Here is a 23,665-nt window from a genome sequence, read left to right as displayed (position 1 = left end):
TATCCATTAGTCACATCTTTCTTAACATAAAATTTGACAAAAAGAGAAAAGTGTGCAAGATGGCTCAAGGGGGTTCTATGGGGGGACCAATTTGATGAGATAGTTTCCAAGTCTGGCTGATATCATGTAACCTTCGCAGTCCCAACCAAATAGTTTTAACACCGGGTTCACCGTCACCTTTTCTACCTAAAAACCCCCCAAGAGAAGCAATCATTCTGACCGCTTCCCTAAAGGAGGGCGGCTTTTCAGGCGGCGGACTCTTTTTATGAATAGTGGCACACAAAGATTGCCATTCATGTTCTTCCAAAAAACTTTCACAACTCTCCTCTCCGTGTAAGCGTGCTTGATAAGTTAACCAGAGTAATCTCCAGGCTACAATTGAATAGGTAGCTAAAGCCATCTCAATTCTCCGACCCGTTTCTAATTGCAGTTTTTCTAATCCACAACCACTTTTTAAAACAAAATGATAGCGTTCTATCAACCAGCGATAACTATACCAGCGCACGCAGTTTATCGCTGATTCAAAGCTACTAATGTCTAGGCTAGTTAAGAGGAGCCAACTGATAGGATTAACCCCGGGAGGCGGATTTTCTTCTTCAGCTAAAATTACCTGTAATTTGACCGGTTGACGAGGGTTCGCTTTCGAGTGATGGCTAGGTACTTGTATTTCAAAACTGGCAAATCTAACTGTTAGTTTAGCTAGTCTAGCCTCGTGATTAGGATTGCGTTTTACTTGCACATCTAGGCTACCACAGGCTTTGATTTCTCTGATGGATTGATGTAAATATTTAGTCTCTGGATGCCCTGACCTTTGCTTGTCTTCGAGATAGTTAACTTTTCGGTTATGAGTTCCTCGAATTAATAAATGAGAGTTAGGACTTCTTGATTGGGCAAATAAATCAAATATGTCTGCCTCACAATCTCCGATTGTTACTACTTGAACATCTTCGGGTATTTGTTGTTGTGTTTCTGATACAGAATCTAACCATCTTTGACTTTCTTTTTCTTGGGTTTCTCTTTTTTTTCGCTGCTTGGCAATCCCTAAATTCTTTTCTTCTCTTGCCCAAACATATTGATTAATCAGTCCTAAAGGTATTCCTTGCGGTGACACTCCTAAGGTGGTATGAACTTTGAGTCCAAAGGATTTTTTATAATCTAGATAACCCATTCCTTTTTTGGCTTTTTGGGTCGTAAAGTCTAAACTTGTTGTGTCTTGCACTGCCAAAACTATTGGATGTTCTTTGATTCTTTCTACTGTACTTTTGGCCTGGGCGGCAATTATATCTGAGGGGTGAAAATAGGGGGAATTCCAAAAGTCGTAGGTGGCACTCGCTGCGGCTAGATTTCCCGAAGCTTGTGGCACACTTGTACTAGGTTGGCTGGCCAAGTTTTCCACGATACTGATTAACCTTTTCTTTCTTCTGGTGTCCCCTAGGTCTGCATACTGTAATTCTTGGGCTGCCCATTTCTCCATTTTTTTGCTTACCTCCACCTTAATTCCTTCTTTCAAAACTATACCTGTCAATCGTTTCCCCTTTTTTTAAGTTTCTTCTCTTTTTGTTAAGAAAGATCTGACTAATGGATAGCTTTTTAAGGGGGGTTGGGGGGGGATAACCTTGATTTAAGAATCGGAAGAAGTTTGACAAAATTTATCCAGTCCTTGATCCTGAATATAAACAGCAACTATAGCAGATAAAATTCCCGCGACTTGCGGAGGACACATCAAATATCCTACAATAATACCTGTTAAAGTAGGGATAAGTGCGGGTAAATATTTTTCTCGCAAAGTTTCATATTTCGGTTGACAAATAGTATCACGACATTTATTAAGAATAATAACAAACCAACGAAAATCAGCATTATCTTCTACTCCTTCAATACCGTTACGAGTGGCAATAGATTCAGCAGCATCTGCTAAATCTCCCTCCCATTCCTCAATAACATCAAGCGCACTTAAAGCATTCTCATTGTCGGCAAATTCAATACGGTACTGAGCAATTTGTTCCGGTGTTAAACGAGTTGTGTCTGACATAATACCATCCTTAAAGCCAAAACTAATTTTTTTCTATTATCTCACCTTATTAGCTCCTAATCCCACCAAATGCCGTGAGGACAATCCCTAGCTTTAGGTTGTCCGCAACTTTATAATCGTCTCGTCGCTAACGGTTTTGACCTTAACGAAAATTACCCTAAAAATGCTGGTAATAATTTGGTAGTAGCGGTGAGAAATGTTGCTCATCTGACATGAAGTGTGTAAAACATTGACTCTTCTAGGTTCTGTATGATAAGTTTAACCTACATTATGATCGATCAATCTTTGTGTTCTTTGTGCCTCCGTGGTTGATCCCGAACCTTTCTGGGATAAACTTATAAAAAAGTTTATGCTAGGCTAGATTTAACCAGACTAAACCAAGAGAGTTTATTTATTTTTGACTGCGAGTAAAAATTTCTTCAAACCAATTAATAGCTTGATTTGCTAAAGCTTCTAGGGAATATTTTTGCTCGACTACCGCACGACAAGAATATCGATCTGGTTCAAATTTTTAATTCCTGTAACTAATCCCTCGATACTATCAGGTTCAACTAAAAAACCAGTTTTTCCATCTTCAATAATTTCTACCGGACCACCGCGACGATAGGTAACTACGGGAACACCACAGGCCAAAGCTTCAATAGCCACGTTACCAAAAGCCTCAACCCAGCGCGGGGTCATCAACAGGCCAAAGCACTCTTTTTGAAGGCTCTCGGTGGGCAAAAAACCGCGATAATCGACTAAATCGAAACTACAGTTATCCTGTCAATTTTGCCAGTAGAGAGGATCGGAAATATGGCCGAAAACCCGTAAAGGTACGCCCAACTGTTGACAAGCGGCGATCGCATCTTCTAAGGCTTTTTCTGGGGCAATCCGCCCCACCCAAGCTAGACAGGGAGAGGGATCGGAGCGAAACTGATACAAAAATACGTCTAAACCATTAGCCAAACAGCGATAGGGGGGAGATATTGAGAAAGTTTCTGCTTGGGTGACGGTGTGAAAAGCGAGTAAATGGGGAAAACTGCGGTAGGTTTTTTTAATAATAAGTACCTAAGCAAAATTAATTACACATATCTAACCCCCTCTTGCCTTTTGCCTCTTGCCTTTTGCCTATCTTTACTAGGAAATTAATTTTGCACTACTACTTATGATCCATCGCCAAAGAAACGGAAGCCATGCTGACTAAATGGGCGACGGGAGTGGCAAAAAAAGGAGTGAGATAAAAAGGGAGCCAATCCTAGGCAAAATTAACAATTAAATCGTACTTATTTTGTACTTGTTGGGCGTAGTGCCACATATTGGCCAAAACAGCATTTTCGGGCATTAAAATTGGGGCTTGCCGGCCTTGACTTTGGGCAGAAATCCGGGCATTTCCCACTATAGTGATCAAGGGGATATCATGCAATTGCGAGGCTTCTGGAGCCACTACCCGCACGGCATACCCTTGCTTAGTCAGAGTGCGAGCGAGATTCTCAATGGTTAATTCTACACCACCGCCGCCCCCCGATCCCAAAAATCCCAGAGGAGTCGAGAGAAATAAGAGTTTTCGACTCAATTTTGCACCTCATTGGATGTGGTCTCAGTGAAGACAGTATCCTGTAAGTCATCATCTTCTGGTTCACCGGTGGTTTCTAGGGGAGCAATATCTACTAAACGGGGGGTTAATTGCAGATTTAACTGTCTAATCGCCCAGCGCGCCGTTTCTTGTACTTCCTCATCGGAATCATCGAGAGCAAGACAAATTAATTGACTAATCTGAGACATGACATCGTAGAGTCTGGTTAAATCCCGAATAGCATTTTTCCGCACCTGCGGATTTTTATCTTGAAGAGAGATAGCTAAAGCTTTGTTCATCGGTCGCAGGGAGCGGCTACAGATTTGAGCGAGAGCTTCTAGAGTTAAACTGCGTTCGTAGGAATCCCCATCCACCATACTATCGACTAAAGGCTCCATTGCCCTAGAATCGGACATCTGCGCCAGCTTCCAAACTGCCCGCCTACGGGTACGGGGATCGTCATCGCGAAGACTTTCAATTAAACGCAGGATTAAATCCACACCAGGGATACGGGAGGTAGCTTGTACCGGCAAAGAAGTATCTAAATCGCCTCCCCCATTGCCATTAATATTACTGCCGGTTTTGGTGTTCCCATAGAAAAAGGTATTGCCAAAAAGGTTGTCCAGTGGGTTTTTCGGATTGACGGAAGTTGTCTTTTTGCGGGGTTTTGAGGCTTTGTTTCTGGGACGGTATTGAAAGAAAATTGATAGTAAAGCCCCCAATAAAGAGATAGATAAAAGGGTTGAGCCAGCAATTAACATTACTAATTCTGGGTCAAGCGAGATTTTCAGGGTGATTACTCGGGGAATAATCGTAATAGAAGTCTCGTTTTCAGGGGTGACTTTGGCAGCGGTAGCGGTTTGACCCAGAGACTTCTGTACCTCAGCGATCGCATTTTGAGCAGATGTATCCTTCGGACGTTGTGCTAGAGCTTGTTGAAATTTTTCTAGGGCGAGTTGGTAATTTTTTTGGGTTTTGGCCTCGTAACCAGCTTTCATCAAATGATCGTAAGTAGCGACAGTTTGGGATTGCTCTAACTTGGGTGGAGTTTGAGCGTTAGCATTGGGTACAGCCTGAAAATAATGGCCCCAACTGCTCACACTGATAGCTAACAAAAATAGGAAATTGGGTTTGATCATAGAATTAATGCAACTGTTTAGGGGGGGGGGAGGGTAAAAGTATGATAGCCTAAAAGCCGTAAATGAAAAGCACTCAAAATCCAGAGATAGGTCATAGACGAGGATGATTGGGAAAAGCCTCCCAGTGAGCGTGGAACCGATGGCACGGCTCCCAATATTGAGGATAGATTCCACTATTCGGTGCTTAGGGATTATCTGTGAAAAACTGGCTTAATTAAGCTTGCACAGGACTTTTTTGCCACCTTCGACCTTGAATAGTCGTGTGGAATTGCCAATTAGCCACAGTTTCTGGATAATCGCCCCGATAGTGACCACCTCGGCTTTCTGCTCGTAATAAGGCACTTTCCAGAATCAAGTCGGCGATGTCTAAAAGATTTAATGTCTCGATCGCTATTCTCATTTCTAACTGCACCGAGGGACGCAAAAATAATTGTCCTTGGTCGGGGAGAAGATTCTGAAGAAATTGGCCTATCTTTAACGATTGTAACTGTTGTTTCCACTGTTGCACCTGTAGGATAGCAATTTCTAACTCATTTTGAAATCGGCAAATTCCCGCATTTTCCCACATTAAAATCGGTAATTCTCTCCGTACTTTTTGCCAGTATTCCTGTTCTTCCTGCCAATTTTCTGCGATTTCTAGGGGTTTTTCTGGTCTTTCCCCCAGCAAGTTTTCTGGTTCTAGACCTATTTCAGCTAAACTTGCCGCAAAAACAATACATTCCAAGAGAGAATTACTAGCTAAACGATTGGCTCCGTGAACACCCGTACTAGCCGCCTCCCCGATCGCATACAAACCGGGTAGAGAAGTGCGGGCGTTTAAATCGGTGGCCACTCCTCCCATCCAATAGTGAGCGGCGGGGGCGACGGGAATCACATCTTCAAACACATTAATTCCCCATTTTTGACAGATGCGGATAATATTGGGGAAACGATAACGCAGACGATCCGGTTCGATTGGTCTTAAATCTAGATATACTTTGGCATGGGCGGGATCGTCAGAGGTTGTTTGCAAATGGCTAAAAATTGCCCGACTGACCACATCCCGGGGGGCCAGTTCTCCGGCTGGATGATAATCGAAGGCAAAACGCCGCCCCAGAGCATCAATTAAATGCGCTCCTTCGCCGCGCACCGCCTCACTAATTAAAAACCTCGGCGCCCCCGGCACAGTCAAAGCGGTGGGGTGAAACTGAAAAAATTCTGGGTCGCGAATCACTGCCCCCGCACGCCAAGCGAGGGCGACTCCATCCCCCGTGCTAACGGCGGGATTGGTAGTTTGGGCATAGACTTGACCGCCGCCTCCCGTAGCCAGAATGACTGCTTGCGCTCGTAGCCAACAGAGATGATCTTGATGGAGTAAACAAATACCTTGACAGCGTTGCCCTTCCGAATCAAGCCACAGTTTCAGAGCGATCGCTTGGGGAATAATGGTAATATTGGGGCGTTCGACCACTTTTTCCATCAGGGTACTGATGATCGCTCTCCCCGTGCGATCAGCCGCGTGCAGTACCCTGGCCTGGGAATGGGCGGCCTCAAGAGTGCGGGCTAAGTCGTCTCCAGAGCGATCGAAACTAACTCCTAACCGCAGCAAATCAGTGATTGCTTGGGGGGCTTTCTCGACTAAAAACTGCACAGCATAGCGATCGCATAAGCCCGCTCCAGCTTTCAGGGTATCTTCTAAATGAAAAACGGGGGAATCTGCCGGGGATGTGGCTGCCGCAATTCCTCCCTGCGCCCAATCACTAGCCCCGGTTTTTAAATCTTCTTTGGTAATTAAACCCACCTTTAAGTTAGGGGGTAAACACAGTGCGGCATACAATCCCGCCGCTCCCGATCCCACCACTAAAACATCTTGATAACTCGGCAGTTGCGAGGAAACGACCATGTAGGAGTTAATTGATAAATTCTATTTATTCTAGCACTTCATTTCTCTATAGCTCTGGCAAAAATCGCCAGTTTTTACCTTGGGACGGTATGCCAGATTCTTTCTTTTGCCTCTTGCCTCTTGCCTTCAGAAGCTGATCACTGAAAAAGGTGAGCGATCGCCCACCTAGGAATTTTTTTTTAACCGTAATTAACTGGATTTAGTAAACTCCGGGGTTAAAACGGTCATCACCCTCGATAAATTCTTTAGAAGGCTCAGTAACGGTGAATTTCTCCAGATTAGCCTGTAAACGCTCTTTTTGAGTGTCCGAGAGTCCGGGTATATTGAGGACATCTTCCACTTCTTGGTAGGGGGCGTTTTTGATGATTTTACCGGCTAAATTGGGATAGAACCCTCTCAAGTCCCGGAAATCGCGAATATCACTGTTATTGAGGTCGATTTTCGCCCCAAATTCTGTGGTTAGTTTGGCATCAGCCGCATTTAAGACCGCCACGGGAAGAGAAGGAAGGGCGATCGAGGTGAGATTGAGAGCTTGAGCGGGAACTTTGCCCCAAAAACTCCCAATAATCAAGGTAATTACCGCCAGCAGACGAACAAGATTCTTCATTGCAGTTGTGGTCTCCTAAAACTAAGGCAAATTAACGATCAGGACAAGAAATGAAGCCGTCAGCTTTCCGACTAGGCCTAGGGTGGGGAATTGGGATTTGCCACCGCAGCCTAGCTATTAGCTCAACGCTGATAGCTAGTTAAAAAAGTTATATCATGCCATGCAGACCAGATCATAACCTAGTTTGCCGCCCTAGGGGAAGGGTTTTGCGGTTTTGGGGTTTGATCACAAAGAACAAGTTGGTTGGGACAATCTAAATCGCTAAAACCCAGTTCTGGCAAAGATTTTCCTGATGCCTGCTGCCGTCTGCCTTCTGGTATAGTTGAATTTCCCTATATCCCTATATCCCCACTTCCCCCATTTCCTCATTCCCCTATCCTCTAACCCAATTATTATAAATCCCTAAAATTATCAATGACGAACAGCGCTCCTATGGCATCATAAACTGTTGCTTGTCTTGAAATATATAATAAGGAAGACACAATTATGGCTCTCCAATTGGGTGATATCGTTCCAGATTTTACACAAGATTCTAGTGAAGGTCCGATTTCTTTTCATCAGTGGGTAGGAGATAGCTGGGTGGTGCTGTTCTCGCACCCGGCTGATTATACTCCCGTTTGTACCACGGAATTAGGTACGGTGGCTAGTCTTAAGTCAGAATTTGAACGACGCAATGTTAAAGTGATCGCTTTGAGCGTGGATAGTGCCGAATCCCATCGGGGTTGGATTAATGACATCAACGAAACTCAAAACACTACAGTTAACTATCCGATTATCGCCGATGGCGATCGCAAAGTGTCCGATCTCTACGGTATGATTCACCCCAATTCCCTCAATAATCTGACGGTACGTTCGGTGTTTATCATCGATCCCAACAAAAAATTACGTTTAACTATTACCTATCCTGCCAGCACGGGACGCAATTTTAACGAGCTCCTGCGCGTGATCGACTCCCTGCAGCTCACCGATAACTATCAGGTGGCTACCCCCGCTAACTGGACCGACGGCGGCGATTGTGTGGTGGTTCCCTCTATTCCCACTGAAGAAGCGCGCAGCAAATTCCCCAAAGGGGTTGAAGAAATCAAACCCTATCTACGCATGACTCCCCAACCTAATAAGTAATTAGAGTTTGCTAATCGGTGAACCATATCCCGGAAAACTGGCAATCCGAAAACCATAAAATCGTCAGGGAGAGTTAGCCATCCGTTAAAACGGATGCTACCCCTGGCAACAGGGGATTTATCTCCCCCTATCATTTATTAGTTTGATTGTCAATATATTTTTTGATAGTTTCCCCAGATGTGTTAGCGGCAGTAGTGCCGAAAAGCAATTTCTTGGCTGGGTTAAAAACAATTCATCGACACCTATCTTAACTATAAGTTAAATTAATATTTAATAAAAATCGGCTTAAGACGAAAAAACTACTAACATTATAGTTCCAAATGCTTAGTAGTGGTTAGTTTGGCTAGATTGTAGAGGGATGAAATTATCTAGAGATCGAGTAAGGATCCTCAAGAATTCTGGGTTAGATATATAAGTAAATTTTATTTTAAGTTTATTTAAGACTGTCATTACTAATGCAAGGCTGAGTCAGGCAGATTTTCCCGTAGTATCAAAAATGAAACTCGCTCGAATCGTTCACTCTGACGACGAGCGAGGGGCAATTGTAGAGACTGCCGCTTTCACTGACATTTAATTAAGAGGAACAACCGATGGCAACAACCTATAAAGTCACCCTGATAACACCCGATGGCAAGCATGAAATTGATGTTCCCGATGATGAGTACATTCTCGATGTAGCTGAAGAAGGAGGACTAGACTTACCTTATTCCTGCCGTGCGGGAGCTTGCTCCACCTGTGCAGGTAAACTCGTATCTGGTAGCGTTGATCAATCCGATCAATCCTTCCTTGATGACGATCAAATTGAAGCTGGTTTCGTCCTTACCTGTGTCGCTTATCCCACTTCTGACTGTGTGATCGAAACCCACCAAGAAGAAGCTGCTGTGGGCTAATCTCTCCCAAGATTATCAGAAAACTCCCGTTCAATCCATGGCATTTAACGGGAGTTATTTTATGGCTCAAAAATTTTTTTCCTAAACCCTTGTGTGTTTTAGCTAAGGGTGCTAAGATTGTTAATCGTGGAATTAATGGGTCGGTGCCCGAGTGGTTAATGGGGGCGGACTGTAAATCCGTTGGCTACGCCTACGCTGGTTCAAATCCGGCCCGGCCCACCACGATCAATGCCCGTGTAGCTCAGTGGTAGAGCACACCCTTGGTAAGGGTGAGGTCATGAGTTCAATCCTCATCACGGGCTTTTTCTTCCCTGCTCATTCTCAATCAACCATTGTAAGGATGAGATTGAGTAAGTCTTCAGCACTATGGCGTTAACAGAAGTTATCCCCTAGCACGATTAGGCATCGATCGCTTAAAATGGTCAAAATTAACTTATTTGTTGGCTCATGTCTCCCCTCGACAACATCGCTAAACTGTCTCACCTCACCCGAAGGGATGTTCAGAAAAATTGGTTGATCTCTACAGCAGCCGGAAAACCAATTCAACCCGTCACCCTCAATGAAAAACAATACATTATTTGGGCGGCTGGCAGACAAATCCAATATCTAACTCAAAAAATTATTGTCCCCGAACATCTGGCCGGTTATCCTTTAGAGGGAATGGAACTGAGATTAATCCTAACTTGGTGGGCCGAAGATGTCAAAATTTATGTTAATAATCAATTTATCCAAGCGGGAGACCTCTTTGATTCTTCCACTCGTATTTTACTTTCTAACTCGGTCTCTACTGGTCAAGAAATTATTGTTACTCTCCGTTTAGTCAGTCCCAATCATGATATTGGTGGTTTGATGAAATCAGAGTTAATCTATGAATATAGCGACGCAATATATCCTGGTTTTGTTGCTGATGAATTGACCATTATTCATAATTATCTACAAACTTTTTATCCTGAAAACTTAGCCGCTTTTACCGCTACTCTCGAGAATATTGACTGGGATAATGTCACCAACAAAGATAAATTTAATCAATCCCTAGAATCAATTCGTCAATCCCTACAACCCCTCGCTAAACCTCTCAAAGAACGCAGTTTTCATCTTCTCGGTCACGCACATTTAGATATGGCTTGGTTGTGGCCGTTGGCAGAAACTTGGCAAGTGGCAAAAAATACTTTTATCTCGGTTTTAAACCTGCAAAAAGATTTTCCCGCCCTCATATTTGGTCATTCTAGCCCCCTAATTTACGAATGGATAGAAAAACATCATCCTGACCTATTTAAAGCAATTATAGAGGCATATAAAGGGCAATCCTGGGAACTTTTGGGCGGGATGTGGGTAGAACCAGAAGTCAATTTAATCTCTGGGGAATCCCTATTTCGACAGCTGCTTTATGGACAACAATATTTTCAAGAAAAATTCGGACAAATCACTAAAACCGCTTGGCTGCCGGATACCTTTGGTTTTCCCTACCAATTGCCGCAAATACTTAAATCCTTTGGCATCAAATATTTTGTAACTGGGAAACTGCATTGGAATGATACGACTAAATTTCCCCACGGTTTTTTCTGGTGGCAATCTCCTGATGGCAGTAAAATTCTTTCCCTTATGTCTCCTCCCAATGTTGCTGGAGTTATGGATACTAACCCAATTATTATGACCGATCATGCTCTCAATTGGGAACAGCAAACCGGATTAAAAGAGATTTTTTGGTTGCCCGGTGTTGGCGATCATGGCGGCGGTCCAACTCGTGATATGTTAGAAGTGGCCCAACGTTGGCAAAAATCTCCTTTTTTCCCCCAGTTAAAATTTAGCCAAGCAAAAACTTATCTGGACAGTCTGGAGACAAGTAATCTTCCTATCTGGGATGATGAATTATATCTAGAATTCCATCGCGGTTGTTATACTACCCACGCTGACCAAAAGGCCTATAATCGTTACTGTGAAATACTGTTGTATCAAGGGGAATTATGGTCTTCTCTGGCTAATATTTTACTAGATATTCCCTATCCGAAAGTCCAGATAGAATCCGCCTGGAAAAAGGTTTTATTAAATCAGTTTCATGATATACTACCGGGTACTTCTATCCCCGAAGTATTTAGGGATGCTAATCAGTTATGGCGGCAAGTTATCAGCACAGGTGAAGCAATTTTAGATCAAGCTTTACAGGCAATTGCTAATCAAATTAATTTACCTAATCCCCCCCATCCCCAAGCAAAACCTTTCCTAGTTTTTAATTCTCTTAACTGGGAAAGAACCCAGGTTATCTCTTTAGCTGTAGAATCTGACAATTGTTCGGTTTATGACTGGAATAATTGTCTCTGTCCTTCGCAATTATCCCACGACAATCAGCTATTATTTCTCGCTGAAAATATTCCTTCTGTGGGTTATAAGTTATTTTGGTTAGTTCCCAATCAGCAAACAACGGAGAAAAATTTAATTAACTGCCAATTTATTTTAGATAATGGCTTACTTAAAGTTACTATTAACTCGGAAACGGGGGATATAGATAGTATATTCGATATAATTAATCAAAAAGAAATCCTGCAAGCTGCCGGTAATCAATTACAGGCATTTAAAGATCAAGGACAATATTGGGACGCTTGGAATATCGATCCGAATTATCAACAATATCCCTTACCAAAAACAGTATTAAAATCGATCGAATGCTTAGAGTGTGGTCCCTTGCGCTGGCAGATTCGCATCATCAGAAGTTTAGCTGATTCGGAATTTTGTCAAGATTATATCTTAGAAAAAGATTCTCCTATTCTCCAGATTAAAACTATTGTTAATTGGCAACAGGAACATACTTTAGTAAAAACCGCTTTTCCTCTTACCCTAAACAGCGATTTTACCACCTATGAAATTGCCTGTGGTGCGATCGAGCGTTACCACGAACCAGAATCGCCAAAATGGGAAGTTTACGCCCATAAATGGGCAGATTTAACCGATACAGAGGCAAACTATGGAGTCAGTCTTTTAAATAATAATAAATATGGCTATGATGCTACTAACCAGCAACTGCGATTAACTCTCTTGAGAAGTCCCCGCTGGCCCGATCCCGAGGCAGATCTGGGGAAACAGGAATTTACCTATGCAATATATCCCCACCAAGGTAACTGGAAAACGGCGAAAACTGTCCATCACGCTTGGCAGTTAAACTCACCTGTCACCGTTATTTTTATTACTAATTCGTCTCGATCAACCCAGTTGCCACCCGTAGCACAATGGTTAAAATTCTCGGACGATAACTTAATTTTAATGAGTTTCAAACAAAGTGAAACATCCCCTCAGAGTTGGGTGATGCGCGTTTATGAATGTCAGGGAGAAAACGCTATTATTGATTGGCAAAATCAATTACAATTAACAATAAAAGAATCGATCGACGGTTTAGAAAGAGCGATCGATCCTATTGATCAAATTTCTCCTTGGCAAATAGCTACATGGTTATTAAAGAATTAATCTTCGTGATCTTCAAAAGGATCGCTTAATTCTGCTGCTGGCGGTCCAAAAGCGGTATAAAGAGCTAAAGCGGTAATCCCCACCAAAGCGGCAGCGATCGAAATACCCAAAATTGTTGCAGTTTCCATAAAATAAAATTTGCTTAGATACAGATTGTATCTTATCTTAACAAAATATAACCGATATCGCCGCCGATAGCGATCGCTAATCGGGTCAGTTGCATTGCTGTTATCTCATGCCCGATAATGCTGAAAGGATCGACTCAATAGCGATCAAACTAAACCAGAAAAATTATTATGAAGAAACTCCTAGAGGGACTAGAAAAGTTCCAGAGTGGTTATTTTGATGAACATCGGCAATTATTTGAGGAACTTTCCCACGGACAAAAACCGAGAATCCTGTTTATCACCTGTTCCGATTCCCGTATCGATCCTAACCTAATTACCCAAGCGGAGGTGGGGGAATTATTCGTAATTCGCAATGCGGGAAATATAATTCCTCCCTACGGAGCAACTAATGGTGGTGAAGGTGCATCTATAGAATATGCTATCAACGCTCTCGGCATCGAGCAAGTGATTATCTGCGGACACTCCCATTGTGGAGCGATGAAAGGTTTGTTAAAATTGCAGAGTCTGGCCGATGAAATGCCTTTAGTTTACGATTGGTTAAAACAAGCAGAAGCTACTCGACGTTTAGTTAAGGATAATTACAAAGAACTAGAAGGAGAAGAACTGATCGAGGTGACAGTAGCAGAAAATGTGCTCAATCAGTTAAGTAATTTGCAAAGCTATCCAATTATTCGTTCCCGATTACATCAGGGTAAATTGTCCCTACACGGTTGGATTTTTCGCATTGAAACTGGTGAAATTTTAGCCTATGATCCCATCCTACACGATTTTGTCGCTCCCCATAGTAAAATTACCCATCCCGAACCAGAAGAAAAATTACCCTCTAGTCGTCATCTTCCCAATAGTCATCCCTTCAAGATTTCTGAGGATTATATCAGGACTCATGCGGACTTAAAAAAAGCGACTCCTGCGGTTAATACTGTGGCCAAAAAGAACGGCTCCTCAACCCAAAAACCGGGCTATACTTATTTAGAACCCTCCCAAGCTGATCGCATTTATCGCGGTTCGAGAAGTTAATTAGGGATTACAGAAATTCTCTAGAGATGTGCCTATTAACGTCTCTAGAGTGGCAATTAAACGATAACTGCTATACTCCTCTATGGCTTCCCCAAAAGATTTTATTAGTCCCGTCAATTCCGAGCAAGAGTTAGTCTATCCTTTCCGGAACTATCTGAACTATCTTCACGCAAAATACTCTGATTTACAGACGGGTCATATCGCCGATTATATTCCGGAATTAGCCCTAGCAGCTCCAGAATGGTTTGGTATTTCCGTAATTAGCACTGATGGTCAGATTTTTGAGGTGGGAGACTGTCAGCAAACCTTTACAGTACAATCGATTTCTAAAGCTTTTGTCTTTGGATTAGCTCTAGAAGATCACGGACGGGAATACGTTAATAGTAAAGTCGGTGTTGAACCCACCGGAGAAGCTTTTAACTCGATTATTCTCGATGAAAAAACCAATCGTCCCTATAATCCTATGGTTAATGCTGGTGCGATCGCTACCACGGATTTAATCACCGGACAGAATGCCACCGAAAGGCTAAAACGTATTTTAGAAATGTTTAAACGCTATACGGGTAGGGATCACGAGATTAATGTCCCCGTTTTTCTCTCGGAAAAATCCACTGGCAATCGCAATCGGGCTATGGCTTATCTAATGCTAAATTTTGGCATGGTTAGCGATAAAATTGAAGAAACCCTCGATCTTTACTGTCAACAATGCGCCATTCTCGTCCATGCTCACGATTTAGCTCTGATGGCTGCTACCTTAGCTAATGGAGGTGTCAACCCAATCACAGGAATACGGGCGATCGATGAACACTACGTTCAAGATGTGATCAGTGTTATGCTTACCTGTGGAATGTACGACGCTTCGGGAGAATGGGTCTATCGGGTAGGATTACCAGCAAAAAGCGGTGTCGGTGGCGGAATTACGGCAGTAGTCCCCCATCAGTTGGGAATTGGGACTTTTTCGCCCCTTTTAGATGAAAAAGGCAACAGCATCAGAGGAGTGAAAATTTGTCAAGATATTTCAGAGGATTTTGGTTTACATTTATTTAATGTGGCTAAACCAGAACGAGATTTAAAAACATGGATTGAAGGTAATAGTTGATACCACTCCTACTTCCCTCTTCCCACTCTCCCATAGCTTTTAAACAGGATTTAGTCTGATAGCTGTCCCTGACAAGAGTGCCTACCGGCCCTGGGAAATTAATTTGGCCAGAGGTCTGTGGAAAAAATTTCGTAAACACCTTGACAAAAGCAGCGGGTTGTGTGTAATATGAATGTTGTGTGAGGAGTATAAGTTCAGCATAAGAGGAACCTTTGGGGTCGAAACACGGCAAGACTCCCAGAGGTTCTTCTTTTTCACTCCCTTATTGCCATAAAGTCAGATTTTTCCCGATCGCTAGTTTTTTCTCAAGTTATCCCTTCTAGGTCTGTGGCTGCTGGCCAAGAGCAACAGGTCAAAATTTTTGCCGAAGAAACTGCACAAGAGAAGTGTAATTGCTCGTAAAATTGGGAATTAAGTACAGGGGCAATCCTATGGCAGATAAAAATAACGGTAACGGCGGCTTATTCTTCGTCGGGGTTTTAGTGGGCAGTGCGATCGGAGTAGTGGCGGGTGTATTAGTAGCACCCAGATCTGGAAAAGAAACCCGTCGAATTCTGCAAAAATCCGCCAGGGCTTTGCCGGAATTAGCTGAAGATCTGACCACAACGATGCAATTACAGGCCGATCGCCTATCGGAATCGGCCCGGCGTAATTGGGATGATACTTTAATTAGATTAAAAGAGGCGGTGACAGCTGGAATCGAAGCTAGTCAAAATCTAGCCACAGACAATCCCTTCCCCGACTCGCAAGAATCCTCCCAAGGCGATAATCATCACTCGAATGACCATTAAATGACCGAACCTATTTTCTGGCTAGGATGTTCTTTACTGCTAGTCGCCGTTAGTTTAACGGCGGTTTTCATCGCCGCTTTACCTGCTCTGCAAGAGTTAGCCCGGGCAGCCCGCAGTGCCGAAAAATTATTCGATACCCTCCATCGGGAATTTCCCCCGACTCTAGAGGCAATTCGCCTAACAGGGGCGGAAATCAGCGAATTAACCGAAAATATCGATGAAGGGGTCAAAAGTACCCGCCAAGTTGTCCAGGGAGTTGATCGCAGTCTCGGTAGTGCTAAAGCTGGTCTCAGCAAGCTCGATCGTGGCAGCCGTCGCCTCTTGATCGGTTTGAAAGCTGCTTGGAATACTTGGAAACGCAGTTAAAGAGATGGAGAAGTGGGGAAGTCGTACAAATATAGGTTTATTACAAAGAGGTGAGTAATCGCCAACAGGAGTGAGAAAATCAAGATAGGGGTTTAGAGGAGCATCGTCAAAAACAATGCTAAACAACAACTATCTCCAGCAGTGGTCTTGCATAGTTTCAGAGCATCTACCTCATTTGTGAGTAGCGCAAACTATCGGATCATCTTGATCGTTAGAGTTCTTTTCCTACCACCCCAGGGGATGCTTTTTACTACTCCCTTTCCTCTTGGTTATCAAGTGCCTACAGCTGTCAGAACCCCCAACCCCACTACCCCAATAATTATTTTTACTTGTCTATGAGCGATTCTTACTCTGCTGCCGTCGATAATCCAGCCTATACTGTTGAACAAGCGATCGCTAATATCCAGCAAAGAGAAGACCTAGGCGCGCGTTATTATGCCGCTTGGTGGTTGGGTAGATTTCGTGTTCGTCAACCGGAGGCGATTTCGGCGTTAATTGCCGCTTTAGAGGACGAAAGCGATCGCACTCCCGACGGCGGTTATCCCCTGCGACGCAATGCTGCCAGCGCTTTAGGGAAATTGGATGATCTCAGTTGTGTTCCCGCTTTGATTGCCTGTCTCGACTGTGAAGATTATTATGTGCGTGAATCGGCTGCCCAAGCATTGGCAATGCTTCAGGATCAAAGAGCGATCGCACCTTTAAAGAAACTATTAGAGGGTGGCATCGAAGTGGCCGTTTTAGTGGCGGGAAAACCCCATTTAGTCCAACCCTACGAGGCGATTATCGAAGCCTTAGGAACCCTGCAAGCGACGGCAGCGATTCCCCTGATCGAACCGTTTTTAAAGCATTTTGTCGAAAAAGTGCGTTATGCGGCTGCCCGCGCTCTCTATCAACTCACAGCTAACCCCCACTATGGCGATATTCTGATTAAGGCCTTGCAAGGGGAAGAATTACAGCTGCGTCGTTCTGCTTTAATGGACTTGGGTGCTACGGGTTATCTACCAGCCGCTCCTGCGATCGCTAATACTTTGGCGGAAAATAGTCTGAAACTGGTTGCTCTCAAGGAACTTTTAGAAAACCATCTAAAAACTAATTCTAGGGGCGAAAATATCTCCGAAATTCTCACTTTAATGGATAGTTTATTGTAATTAATCATATCTAAATTAAAACCGATAAAATCCAGAGTTATTATGCTAATTCAAACTGATTATGTTGGGTGGCTGAACGAAACAATCACTCTGCTAAAACAAAAAAACTTTGATAAAGTTGACTGGGAAAACTTAATCGAGGAGATAGAAAGTTTGGGCAGAAGTCAAAAACGTGAACTCTGCAACCGGTTAACGACCATCTTAGAACACTGCCTCAAACTTTGCTATACTGATTACGTTGAGGATTATCGAGGTTGGCAAGAAACTATTAGGCGCAGTCAACGGGAACTAGAAGAACATTTGAGCGATTCTCCTAGTTTAAAACCCTACTGGGAGCAAGTATTTTTAGATTGCTATGCCACGGCTTTAAAAAGCTTGCGAGATAACCCAGATTATCAATCCTTTAACTTTCCCGATGATTGTCCTTTTCCCCAAGAAATTAGTCAGATTTTACAGAAAAAAGTTTGGCGATAAAATTATCTTTAAAAGTTTGTTGGTGGGATTAGGAGACGTTCAAATCTGAGACAATGTCCGATACAGTTATACTTTATCTTTATGAGAAATGCTGTCAATGATTGGTTATTTTCTAGGAAAATTCAAACTCACAAAATCCAGAGGTTTTATGCTAATTCAAACCGATTATGTTGGCTGGCTCAACGAAACAATCACTCTGTTAAAACAAAAAAACTTTGATCAAGTTGACTGGGAAAACTTGAGCGGGGAGATAGAAAGTTTGCTAGTCTTAGGCTAACTTTCTAGGTCATTGGTTTATGGGGTAGCCAAATATCCTAAAACAGGATAGAGTATTGATATTCATACTGTTTATAAGATGATAAAAAAATCCATGGATATACCTGAGCCTTCCCATCGTCTGCCAAGTATAAAGAAGAATAAAGCAACAAGCACTGTTGGGCGTGGCAAAACTGTCCAACTTACTGAGAAACTAGCTTTTTCAGCTTGGAATAACAGCAGTGTTAGTCTGAGTCTTGGTAATAGCATTGAACATTATGATTCTTGGGAACAACCTATAGTAATAATCTCAGACGGAGGCTACGGTCTTTTAGGATTTGAAGGTGATACATCAGATCATCTTGACCTACCTGAATGGTATGAACCTCATGTGGAAGCTTGGTCGAAGTTAGCCTTGCCAAATACAACTCTTTGGTTTTGGAACTCAGAAATTGGCTGGGCTGTGGTACATCCAATACTTGAGAAATTTGGTTGGCGATATGTTAATTGTAATATATGGAATAAAGGAAAAGGTCATATTGCAGGTAATGTCAACACAGAAAAAATAAGGCGTTTTCCAGTGGTGACAGAGGTTTGCGTCCAATACGTTAGAGAAGTCAAAATTGCTGACTTAACACTTAAAGAATGGCTCCGAAAGGAATGGTTAAGATCGGGCTTACCTTTGCGTCAAGCTAATTTAGCTTGTGGTGTCGCAGATGCGGCAACAAGAAAATATTTTGATCAAGGACATTTATGGTATTTTCCCCCACCCGAAATGTTTGAAAAATTAGTTTTCTATGCCAACGAACACGGAAACCCAGAGGGAAAACCCTATTTTTCTAAAAATGGACAGCGTCCTTTAACAGGTAAAGAGTGGGAGAAGATGCGCTCTAAATTTAATTGCCCTCATGGTTTTACAAATGTTTGGGATCGTTCAGCTTTGCGCGATGATGAACGAATTAAGTCTAAGGATGGTAAAGCTGTTCACTTAAATCAAAAGCCACTGGATCTGATGAAATTAATTATTGCAGCTTCAAGTGAGGAACAGGATGTGGTTTGGGAACCATTTGGGGGGCTTTTCAGTGCCTCTTTAGCTGCCAATATCCTGAATCGAAAAGCTTTCGCTTGTGAAATTGACGAAACTTATTTCTATTATGGAGTCAAAAGATTTAGTCAAGTAGTTCATCAATGTTCCCTTCTTTAATGCCAAGGTGTTCTCTGAAAGCAGATTTAATTAACTCCTCTCGACGACTAGCTAAAAGCCTGTTCCACTGTCCAACTTCCATTCCAGAGAACTGTGTTCGATAAACACGCTTTTTAAAATCCTCAATTCCTGGATGTAAAATCCTGTCCATTTTGGCAAAATTAGTGTCTAATCTGTATTTGAAGCGAGTGATCAGTTCCCGCAAGAGCATTTGATACTCTTGTGTCGGCTTATAAAGCCTGCCATCATTTCCCCAAGAATTAACTATTTCTTCAGCTTGAAATAGTTCTTCATCCGTCCCTTGAAATTTGTATCCATTAGTATTTGTTTGTTGCAAATTTGCTCTCCTTTGGGTTGTATCTTCGGGTTCTAGAACAAGGTAATCAGGAGGATTATGATAATGATCATCTCTCGCTTTAGCCACTGAAAAGCCAGAGACAACGCATACATCTAGAATCTTGGGTTTGCCATAAATTACCGCTTCAGGCAGCCAAGCTATTAGAGAAACGTAGGTTTGATCAAACTGAAAATGATTTTGACTATCTTTGAAACGGGCTGTTATTTCAGTAGCTAATGGGAACCATGCTTTTATTTCTAATCCCGGGGTAGGCTGGATGCTACCCATGAAGACAGTATCAGGAAATCCTGGATCTTGCCTTTTCCATTCACCAAACGGCGCAAATATTTCCTGCTTATTTAAAAACTCAACAGTGTTAAATTCAATCAGATTTCCCAATAGTGGTGATAGCTTTGAAATTACTTTGGCTAAATTAACTGCTGCAGCAACCGATATTGGTCTAGCAATGTCTAATAGGTCAAATCTATGTCCAGACAAATCATCTAGATATTGCGATGCAAGGCTAATAACATCTTCTGTATTCATAACCCTTCCCCACAAGATGTGGATTGACAAGCTTGCTCAACTTGCCTTAAAATTTCGCAAGGATCTACACCGATTACACGACTAACCAGAAGGAACTCAACGACATCTAATCTTCTTTCACCATTTTCGTATTTGGCAACGAAAGATTGCGGCTTTTTGATGGCTTTAGCGAGGGCTGCTTGAGTTAAATTCGCATCCTTACGCGCGGCGATCAGGCATCGACGAAAGATATGGTACTCTGGGCTAAAAATAGATTTCATCGTGCTTTAATGAGCACAGGAGTTAGCATTTTCAAGATAAACCTATTTTAGAATAATCCCAAAATGGGATTTTAGGTTCCCTAGGGCCCTAGTAAACAGCATACACCCCCCAGTGTAGCGGACGGTATGGAGTCTTTGGTACAATGGCGAAGGTTACTCGCTGCTGCTGATCTGGAACGATAGAAAGTTTGGGCAGAAGTCAACACACGGCCTCAAACTCTGCTATGCTGATTACGTTCAAGATGATCGAGGTTGGCAAGAAACTATTAGGCGCAGTCAACGGGAACTAGAAGAACTTTTGAGCGATTCTCCTAGTTTAAAACCCTACTGGGAGCAAGTATTTTTAGATTGCTATGCCACGGCTTTAAAAAGCTTGCGAGATAACCCAGATTATCAATCCTTTAACTTTCCCGATGATTGTCCTTTTCCCCAAGAAATTAGTCAGATTTTACAGAAAAAAGTTTGGCGATAAAATTATCTTTAAAAGTTTGTTAGTGGTTTTAGAATATAGGAATCAGTCGTCAGGAGATTATTTTTATTTATTCTTCCCACTTCCTAATTCATAATTCATAATTACTTCTCCCAATTACCCCTTCTCCCCCCTCCCCGATTACCCCATCTCCCCAATTCATAATTCATAATTCATAATTCTCACTCCCCCAACCCCTAACCCCTCTACTGATAACCAATGCTTCCCACCGTTGAAACTTTAATTATTGCCGTCGAAAAAGCCGACTCAGCCAATGGGTTACTAACCGCCGTGGAAAATTTAGCCGCCGTCAAAAGTGAAGCGGCAATACCCACCCTCACCGATGTCCTGAAATATAATAACCCCGGTGCCTCCGTAGCAGCCGTGGATGGTTTAATCGCCATCGGCAAAGCGGCGGTTCCCTATTTACTGGCCAACCTAGACGGTTATAATTATGGGGCAAGAGCTTGGGCAACCCGCGCCCTAGCAGGAATTGGCGATGTGCGAGGATTGGACTTATTACTTGAGGCGGCGGTGAGTGATTTTTCTTTTAGCGTGCGGCGAGGGGCGGCTAGAGGCTTAGGAAATATAATTTGGTCTGATTTGGAGGAAAGTCGGGTTTCTGATGCTCAGAAGGCGGTTTTTGCGGCATTGGAGAAACTTTCGCAAGGGGATCCAGAGTGGGTGGTTAGATATGCGGCGATCGTCGGATTGGAGGGATTAGGAACTGCAGCGGCGGCATTTCGCGGGGCGATTCGGGAACTTTTAGGACAGATTGGGGAGACAGAAGCGGAAATAGTAGTAAGATTGCGTGCCGATCAAGCTCTGGAACACTTACAATAACCCTAAGTCACAAAGTAGAAAAACTCATTTCTCTACAGGGAGAAACAATTACACTAACATTCTATGAAATATTGGCAGGAAATTTTAGCGATCGCTCAACGAATTTTAGTGGAATTAATCCGGCGCGGGCGTAGCTTAATCCTCTGGGGCATTTTCCCGATCCTTGTCCTGCTCTTAAATGGCTATATTATGGCAGAAAAAGGTAAAATTGAGCTTGCCGAGGCGATGGCTCTGGCTACTCCTCCCACCCTTGTAGGGGCGGCACTTTTCTTTAGTTGTTTGGGGGGAACCGTGGCGACGGTAGTAGCGGAAAGGGAACAACAAACGATTAAACGGTTATTTTTATCGCCTTTAAGCGGTGTTTCCTATTTTATCGGCATTTTTCTCGCCCATTGTGTGATTGCCGCCTGTCAGACAGTTTTAGTTTATTCTATTGCTAAACAGTATGGAGCCACTTTTAAAGGCTCAATTCCTCTAGAATTATTAATTATTTTCCTTAGTATCACCGCCTATGTGGGTTTAGGATTTATTCTTGGTACTCAACTGGCGAAAAGAACAGAAGATGTTAATGCTTTGGTGGGAACTTTTGGGGTTCCTTTATTAATTTTAGGCGGCGTTTTTCTTCCGACTGCTTTATTCCCCGACAACATTCTATCTCTGGCTAAATATAACCCGATCTACCACATGAATGAAGCTTTAATTGCTGTTTGGGCAAAGGGCGAAAATCTCCAAGATATTAGCTCTCATTTTCGCTTTCTCTGTCTTTTTGCTCTAGCTATGGTAGCAGGTGGTTGGCTTACCTATCGACAAATGTTAAACCTTGAACGCCGATTGTAAATCAGTTATCAGTTATCAGTTAGGTAGGGTGGGTTAGGCGGAGACAAATTATCAGACTTAATCATTAATTTATCTATTCGCCGTAACCCACCATCAGTTATTCAGCTTCTTAGTTTTTCAGTGTAATTAGCCAATTTCCCTGTTATTCGTACTATTACCTAGCTGACGGCTGATGACCTAAAAAAGCCTGACTATCCTTGTTACTTTATTAAAAATGCTGACTATTAGTAATGTCAAAAAAAATTACGGAAGACGCTTAGTATTAGATCAATTAAACTTTCATATTGAATCGGGAGAAATTTACGGTTTACTCGGTCCTAATGGTGCGGGAAAAACCACCACTATTAACTTAATTTGTAATTTATTAAAACCCTCATCGGGAGAAATTACCTTTAATTATTTGCCAATTTCGAGAGTTACTAAAGAATTAATTGGGGTTGCCCCACAGGAAAATTTATTGTACAAATCCCTTACTTGTGAGGAAAATCTCAACTTTTTTGCTCAGATTTATGGACTTGATCGCCCCCAGCGTCGTCATCGGATTAAAGCCAGTTTATCGGCAGTAAATTTGCTTGATCGCGCCCGTAGTCCGGTGGAAACTTTAAGCGGGGGAATGCAGCGCCGGATGAATATTGCTGTGGCTATTGTTCATCAGCCAAAATTATTAATTCTCGATGAACCAACTACCGGTTTAGACATCGAATCTCGCTATGAAATTTGGGATTTAATCGGAGAATTAAGGCGCCAGGGAATGACAATTTTATTAACTACCCATCTCCTGGATGAAGCACAGCGTCTCTGTCAACGTATCGGCATTTTAAAACAAGGTCGTATTATTGCCGAAGGTAATTTAAATCAGCTGCGTCAGCACATTCCTGCGAAAGAAATTATTATCATGGATACCCAGGATCAAGAAGCGGCCATAAATCGAGGGAAACAATTAGGATTTACTTCCAAATTTTACGGTAAAGATTTAGCTTTTTGGTTAGATGAACATCTAGAATTAAGCGAGATTATTCAGGCATTCGATGGCATTAATATTGATTCTATCGCCCGTCAGACGGTACAGTTAGAACATATTTATATGGAAATTATGAATCAATTTTAAACCCGTTTTTGAAAATTAAGGTTGATGATCGGCATTTTTCTGGTAATTTACCTCAATTAAGTTAAATCGCCTTTTTTTACCGTCATGATCATCTATAATT

21 protein-coding genes, 2 tRNA genes and 3 pseudogenes are annotated in these 23,665 nt (G+C 42.5%); 17 read left to right on the top strand and 9 right to left on the bottom strand.

The window, feature by feature from the left end:
* Positions 1 to 64 precede the first annotated feature (64 nt).
* The 6 genes and pseudogenes from ACE3JL_RS01210 to psbU form a co-directional block, all read right to left on the bottom strand.
* Entirely contained in the window at positions 65 to 1,474 is a 1,410-nt protein-coding gene (locus ACE3JL_RS01210) for an IS4 family transposase (RefSeq protein ID WP_375329566.1), read from the bottom strand.
* Between the two features lie 147 nt (positions 1,475 to 1,621).
* Positions 1,622 to 2,032 (bottom strand): hypothetical protein, encoded by a 411-nt coding sequence (locus ACE3JL_RS01205; RefSeq protein WP_375328666.1) that lies wholly within the window; start codon positions 2,030 to 2,032, stop codon positions 1,622 to 1,624.
* 391 nt (positions 2,033 to 2,423) lie between these two features.
* Positions 2,424 to 3,587 (bottom strand): annotated as a pseudogene (locus ACE3JL_RS01200) (glycosyltransferase).
* Complete coding sequence (locus ACE3JL_RS01195; RefSeq protein ID WP_375328665.1) at positions 3,584 to 4,726, bottom strand: HEAT repeat domain-containing protein; 1,143 nt, start codon at positions 4,724 to 4,726, stop codon at positions 3,584 to 3,586. Before ACE3JL_RS01195 ends, ACE3JL_RS01200 begins: the two are co-directional and overlap by 4 nt.
* A 214-nt stretch (positions 4,727 to 4,940) precedes the next feature.
* Complete coding sequence (gene nadB, locus ACE3JL_RS01190; RefSeq protein WP_271988026.1) at positions 4,941 to 6,608, bottom strand: L-aspartate oxidase; 1,668 nt, start codon at positions 6,606 to 6,608, stop codon at positions 4,941 to 4,943.
* Between the two features lie 199 nt (positions 6,609 to 6,807).
* Entirely contained in the window at positions 6,808 to 7,215 is a 408-nt protein-coding gene (gene psbU, locus ACE3JL_RS01185) for a photosystem II complex extrinsic protein PsbU (RefSeq protein ID WP_271988023.1), read from the bottom strand.
* Positions 7,216 to 7,701: 486 nt separating this feature from the next.
* On the opposite strand from psbU, the gene ACE3JL_RS01180 reads away from it, so the two are divergent.
* The 5 genes from ACE3JL_RS01180 to ACE3JL_RS01160 all read left to right on the top strand — a co-directional run bounded on the left by ACE3JL_RS01180 (position 7,702) and on the right by ACE3JL_RS01160 (position 12,683).
* Entirely contained in the window at positions 7,702 to 8,337 is a 636-nt protein-coding gene (locus ACE3JL_RS01180) for a peroxiredoxin (RefSeq protein ID WP_271988021.1), read from the top strand.
* Positions 8,338 to 8,927: 590 nt separating this feature from the next.
* On the top strand, positions 8,928 to 9,227 hold the full coding sequence (locus tag ACE3JL_RS01175) for a ferredoxin (protein ID WP_150978249.1): 300 nt from the start codon (positions 8,928 to 8,930) through the stop codon (positions 9,225 to 9,227).
* A gap of 137 nt (positions 9,228 to 9,364) precedes the next feature.
* Positions 9,365 to 9,449, top strand: a tRNA-Tyr gene (locus ACE3JL_RS01170).
* Positions 9,450 to 9,457: 8 nt separating this feature from the next.
* A tRNA-Thr gene (locus ACE3JL_RS01165) sits at positions 9,458 to 9,529 on the top strand.
* A 145-nt stretch (positions 9,530 to 9,674) separates the two neighbouring features.
* Entirely contained in the window at positions 9,675 to 12,683 is a 3,009-nt protein-coding gene (locus ACE3JL_RS01160) for an alpha-mannosidase (RefSeq protein WP_375328664.1), read from the top strand.
* Here the strand turns inward: ACE3JL_RS01160 and psbN are convergent.
* Positions 12,680 to 12,811, bottom strand: a complete 132-nt coding sequence (gene psbN / locus ACE3JL_RS01155) for a photosystem II reaction center protein PsbN (RefSeq protein ID WP_002761150.1) — start codon at positions 12,809 to 12,811, stop codon at positions 12,680 to 12,682. The two genes, ACE3JL_RS01160 and psbN, sit on opposite strands and share 4 nt — an antisense overlap.
* A gap of 168 nt (positions 12,812 to 12,979) precedes the next feature.
* On the opposite strand from psbN, the gene ACE3JL_RS01150 reads away from it, so the two are divergent.
* The 8 genes and pseudogenes from ACE3JL_RS01150 to ACE3JL_RS01115 all read left to right on the top strand — a co-directional run bounded on the left by ACE3JL_RS01150 (position 12,980) and on the right by ACE3JL_RS01115 (position 19,165).
* Positions 12,980 to 13,828: a carbonic anhydrase gene (locus tag ACE3JL_RS01150; protein ID WP_193957055.1), complete on the top strand. Its 849-nt coding sequence runs from the start codon at positions 12,980 to 12,982 to the stop codon at positions 13,826 to 13,828.
* An 82-nt stretch (positions 13,829 to 13,910) separates the two neighbouring features.
* Positions 13,911 to 14,927, top strand: a complete 1,017-nt coding sequence (gene glsA, locus ACE3JL_RS01145; RefSeq protein ID WP_271988019.1) for a glutaminase A — start codon at positions 13,911 to 13,913, stop codon at positions 14,925 to 14,927.
* Between the two features lie 431 nt (positions 14,928 to 15,358).
* Positions 15,359 to 15,718 (top strand): YtxH domain-containing protein, encoded by a 360-nt coding sequence (locus tag ACE3JL_RS01140; RefSeq protein WP_271988018.1) that lies wholly within the window; start codon positions 15,359 to 15,361, stop codon positions 15,716 to 15,718.
* On the top strand, positions 15,719 to 16,084 hold the full coding sequence (locus ACE3JL_RS01135; protein ID WP_150978254.1) for a DUF948 domain-containing protein: 366 nt from the start codon (positions 15,719 to 15,721) through the stop codon (positions 16,082 to 16,084).
* Between the two features lie 335 nt (positions 16,085 to 16,419).
* Positions 16,420 to 17,232: a HEAT repeat domain-containing protein gene (locus ACE3JL_RS01130; RefSeq protein ID WP_375328663.1), complete on the top strand. Its 813-nt coding sequence runs from the start codon at positions 16,420 to 16,422 to the stop codon at positions 17,230 to 17,232.
* Positions 17,233 to 17,274: 42 nt separating this feature from the next.
* Positions 17,275 to 17,706: a DUF29 domain-containing protein gene (locus ACE3JL_RS01125; protein ID WP_375328662.1), complete on the top strand. Its 432-nt coding sequence runs from the start codon at positions 17,275 to 17,277 to the stop codon at positions 17,704 to 17,706.
* A gap of 148 nt (positions 17,707 to 17,854) precedes the next feature.
* Positions 17,855 to 17,968 (top strand): annotated as a pseudogene (locus tag ACE3JL_RS01120) (DUF29 family protein); the annotation flags it as partial.
* 93 nt (positions 17,969 to 18,061) lie between these two features.
* Entirely contained in the window at positions 18,062 to 19,165 is a 1,104-nt protein-coding gene (locus ACE3JL_RS01115) for a DNA methyltransferase (RefSeq protein ID WP_375328661.1), read from the top strand.
* Here ACE3JL_RS01115 and ACE3JL_RS01110 read toward each other — a convergent pair.
* Positions 19,131 to 20,048: a hypothetical protein gene (locus ACE3JL_RS01110; protein WP_375328660.1), complete on the bottom strand. Its 918-nt coding sequence runs from the start codon at positions 20,046 to 20,048 to the stop codon at positions 19,131 to 19,133. The two genes, ACE3JL_RS01115 and ACE3JL_RS01110, sit on opposite strands and share 35 nt — an antisense overlap.
* Positions 20,045 to 20,308 carry a helix-turn-helix domain-containing protein gene (locus tag ACE3JL_RS01105; RefSeq protein WP_375328659.1) on the bottom strand — a complete coding sequence of 88 codons (264 nt, stop codon included), beginning with the start codon at positions 20,306 to 20,308 and terminating at the stop codon, positions 20,045 to 20,047. Before ACE3JL_RS01105 ends, ACE3JL_RS01110 begins: the two co-directional genes overlap by 4 nt.
* Positions 20,309 to 20,519: 211 nt before the next feature.
* Between ACE3JL_RS01105 and ACE3JL_RS01100 the strand changes: the two are divergent.
* From ACE3JL_RS01100 to ACE3JL_RS01085, 4 genes and pseudogenes are all read left to right on the top strand, one after another.
* Positions 20,520 to 20,780 (top strand): annotated as a pseudogene (locus ACE3JL_RS01100) (DUF29 family protein); the annotation flags it as partial.
* 216 nt (positions 20,781 to 20,996) lie between these two features.
* The gene (locus ACE3JL_RS01095; RefSeq protein ID WP_271988015.1) at positions 20,997 to 21,620 is read left to right on the top strand and encodes a HEAT repeat domain-containing protein; all 624 of its coding nucleotides are present in this window, start codon (positions 20,997 to 20,999) and stop codon (positions 21,618 to 21,620) included.
* Between the two features lie 63 nt (positions 21,621 to 21,683).
* Complete coding sequence (locus ACE3JL_RS01090) at positions 21,684 to 22,457, top strand: ABC transporter permease (protein WP_002774827.1); 774 nt, start codon at positions 21,684 to 21,686, stop codon at positions 22,455 to 22,457.
* 214 nt (positions 22,458 to 22,671) lie between these two features.
* The gene (locus tag ACE3JL_RS01085; protein WP_271988014.1) at positions 22,672 to 23,565 is read left to right on the top strand and encodes an ABC transporter ATP-binding protein; all 894 of its coding nucleotides are present in this window, start codon (positions 22,672 to 22,674) and stop codon (positions 23,563 to 23,565) included.
* Positions 23,566 to 23,665 lie beyond the last annotated feature (100 nt).

The organism is Microcystis sp. BLCC-F210, from assembly GCF_042134685.1.
In the GTDB taxonomy this organism is placed as follows: domain Bacteria; phylum Cyanobacteriota; class Cyanobacteriia; order Cyanobacteriales; family Microcystaceae; genus Microcystis; species Microcystis aeruginosa_D.
This window is presented reverse-complemented; position numbering and strand designations above follow the sequence as displayed.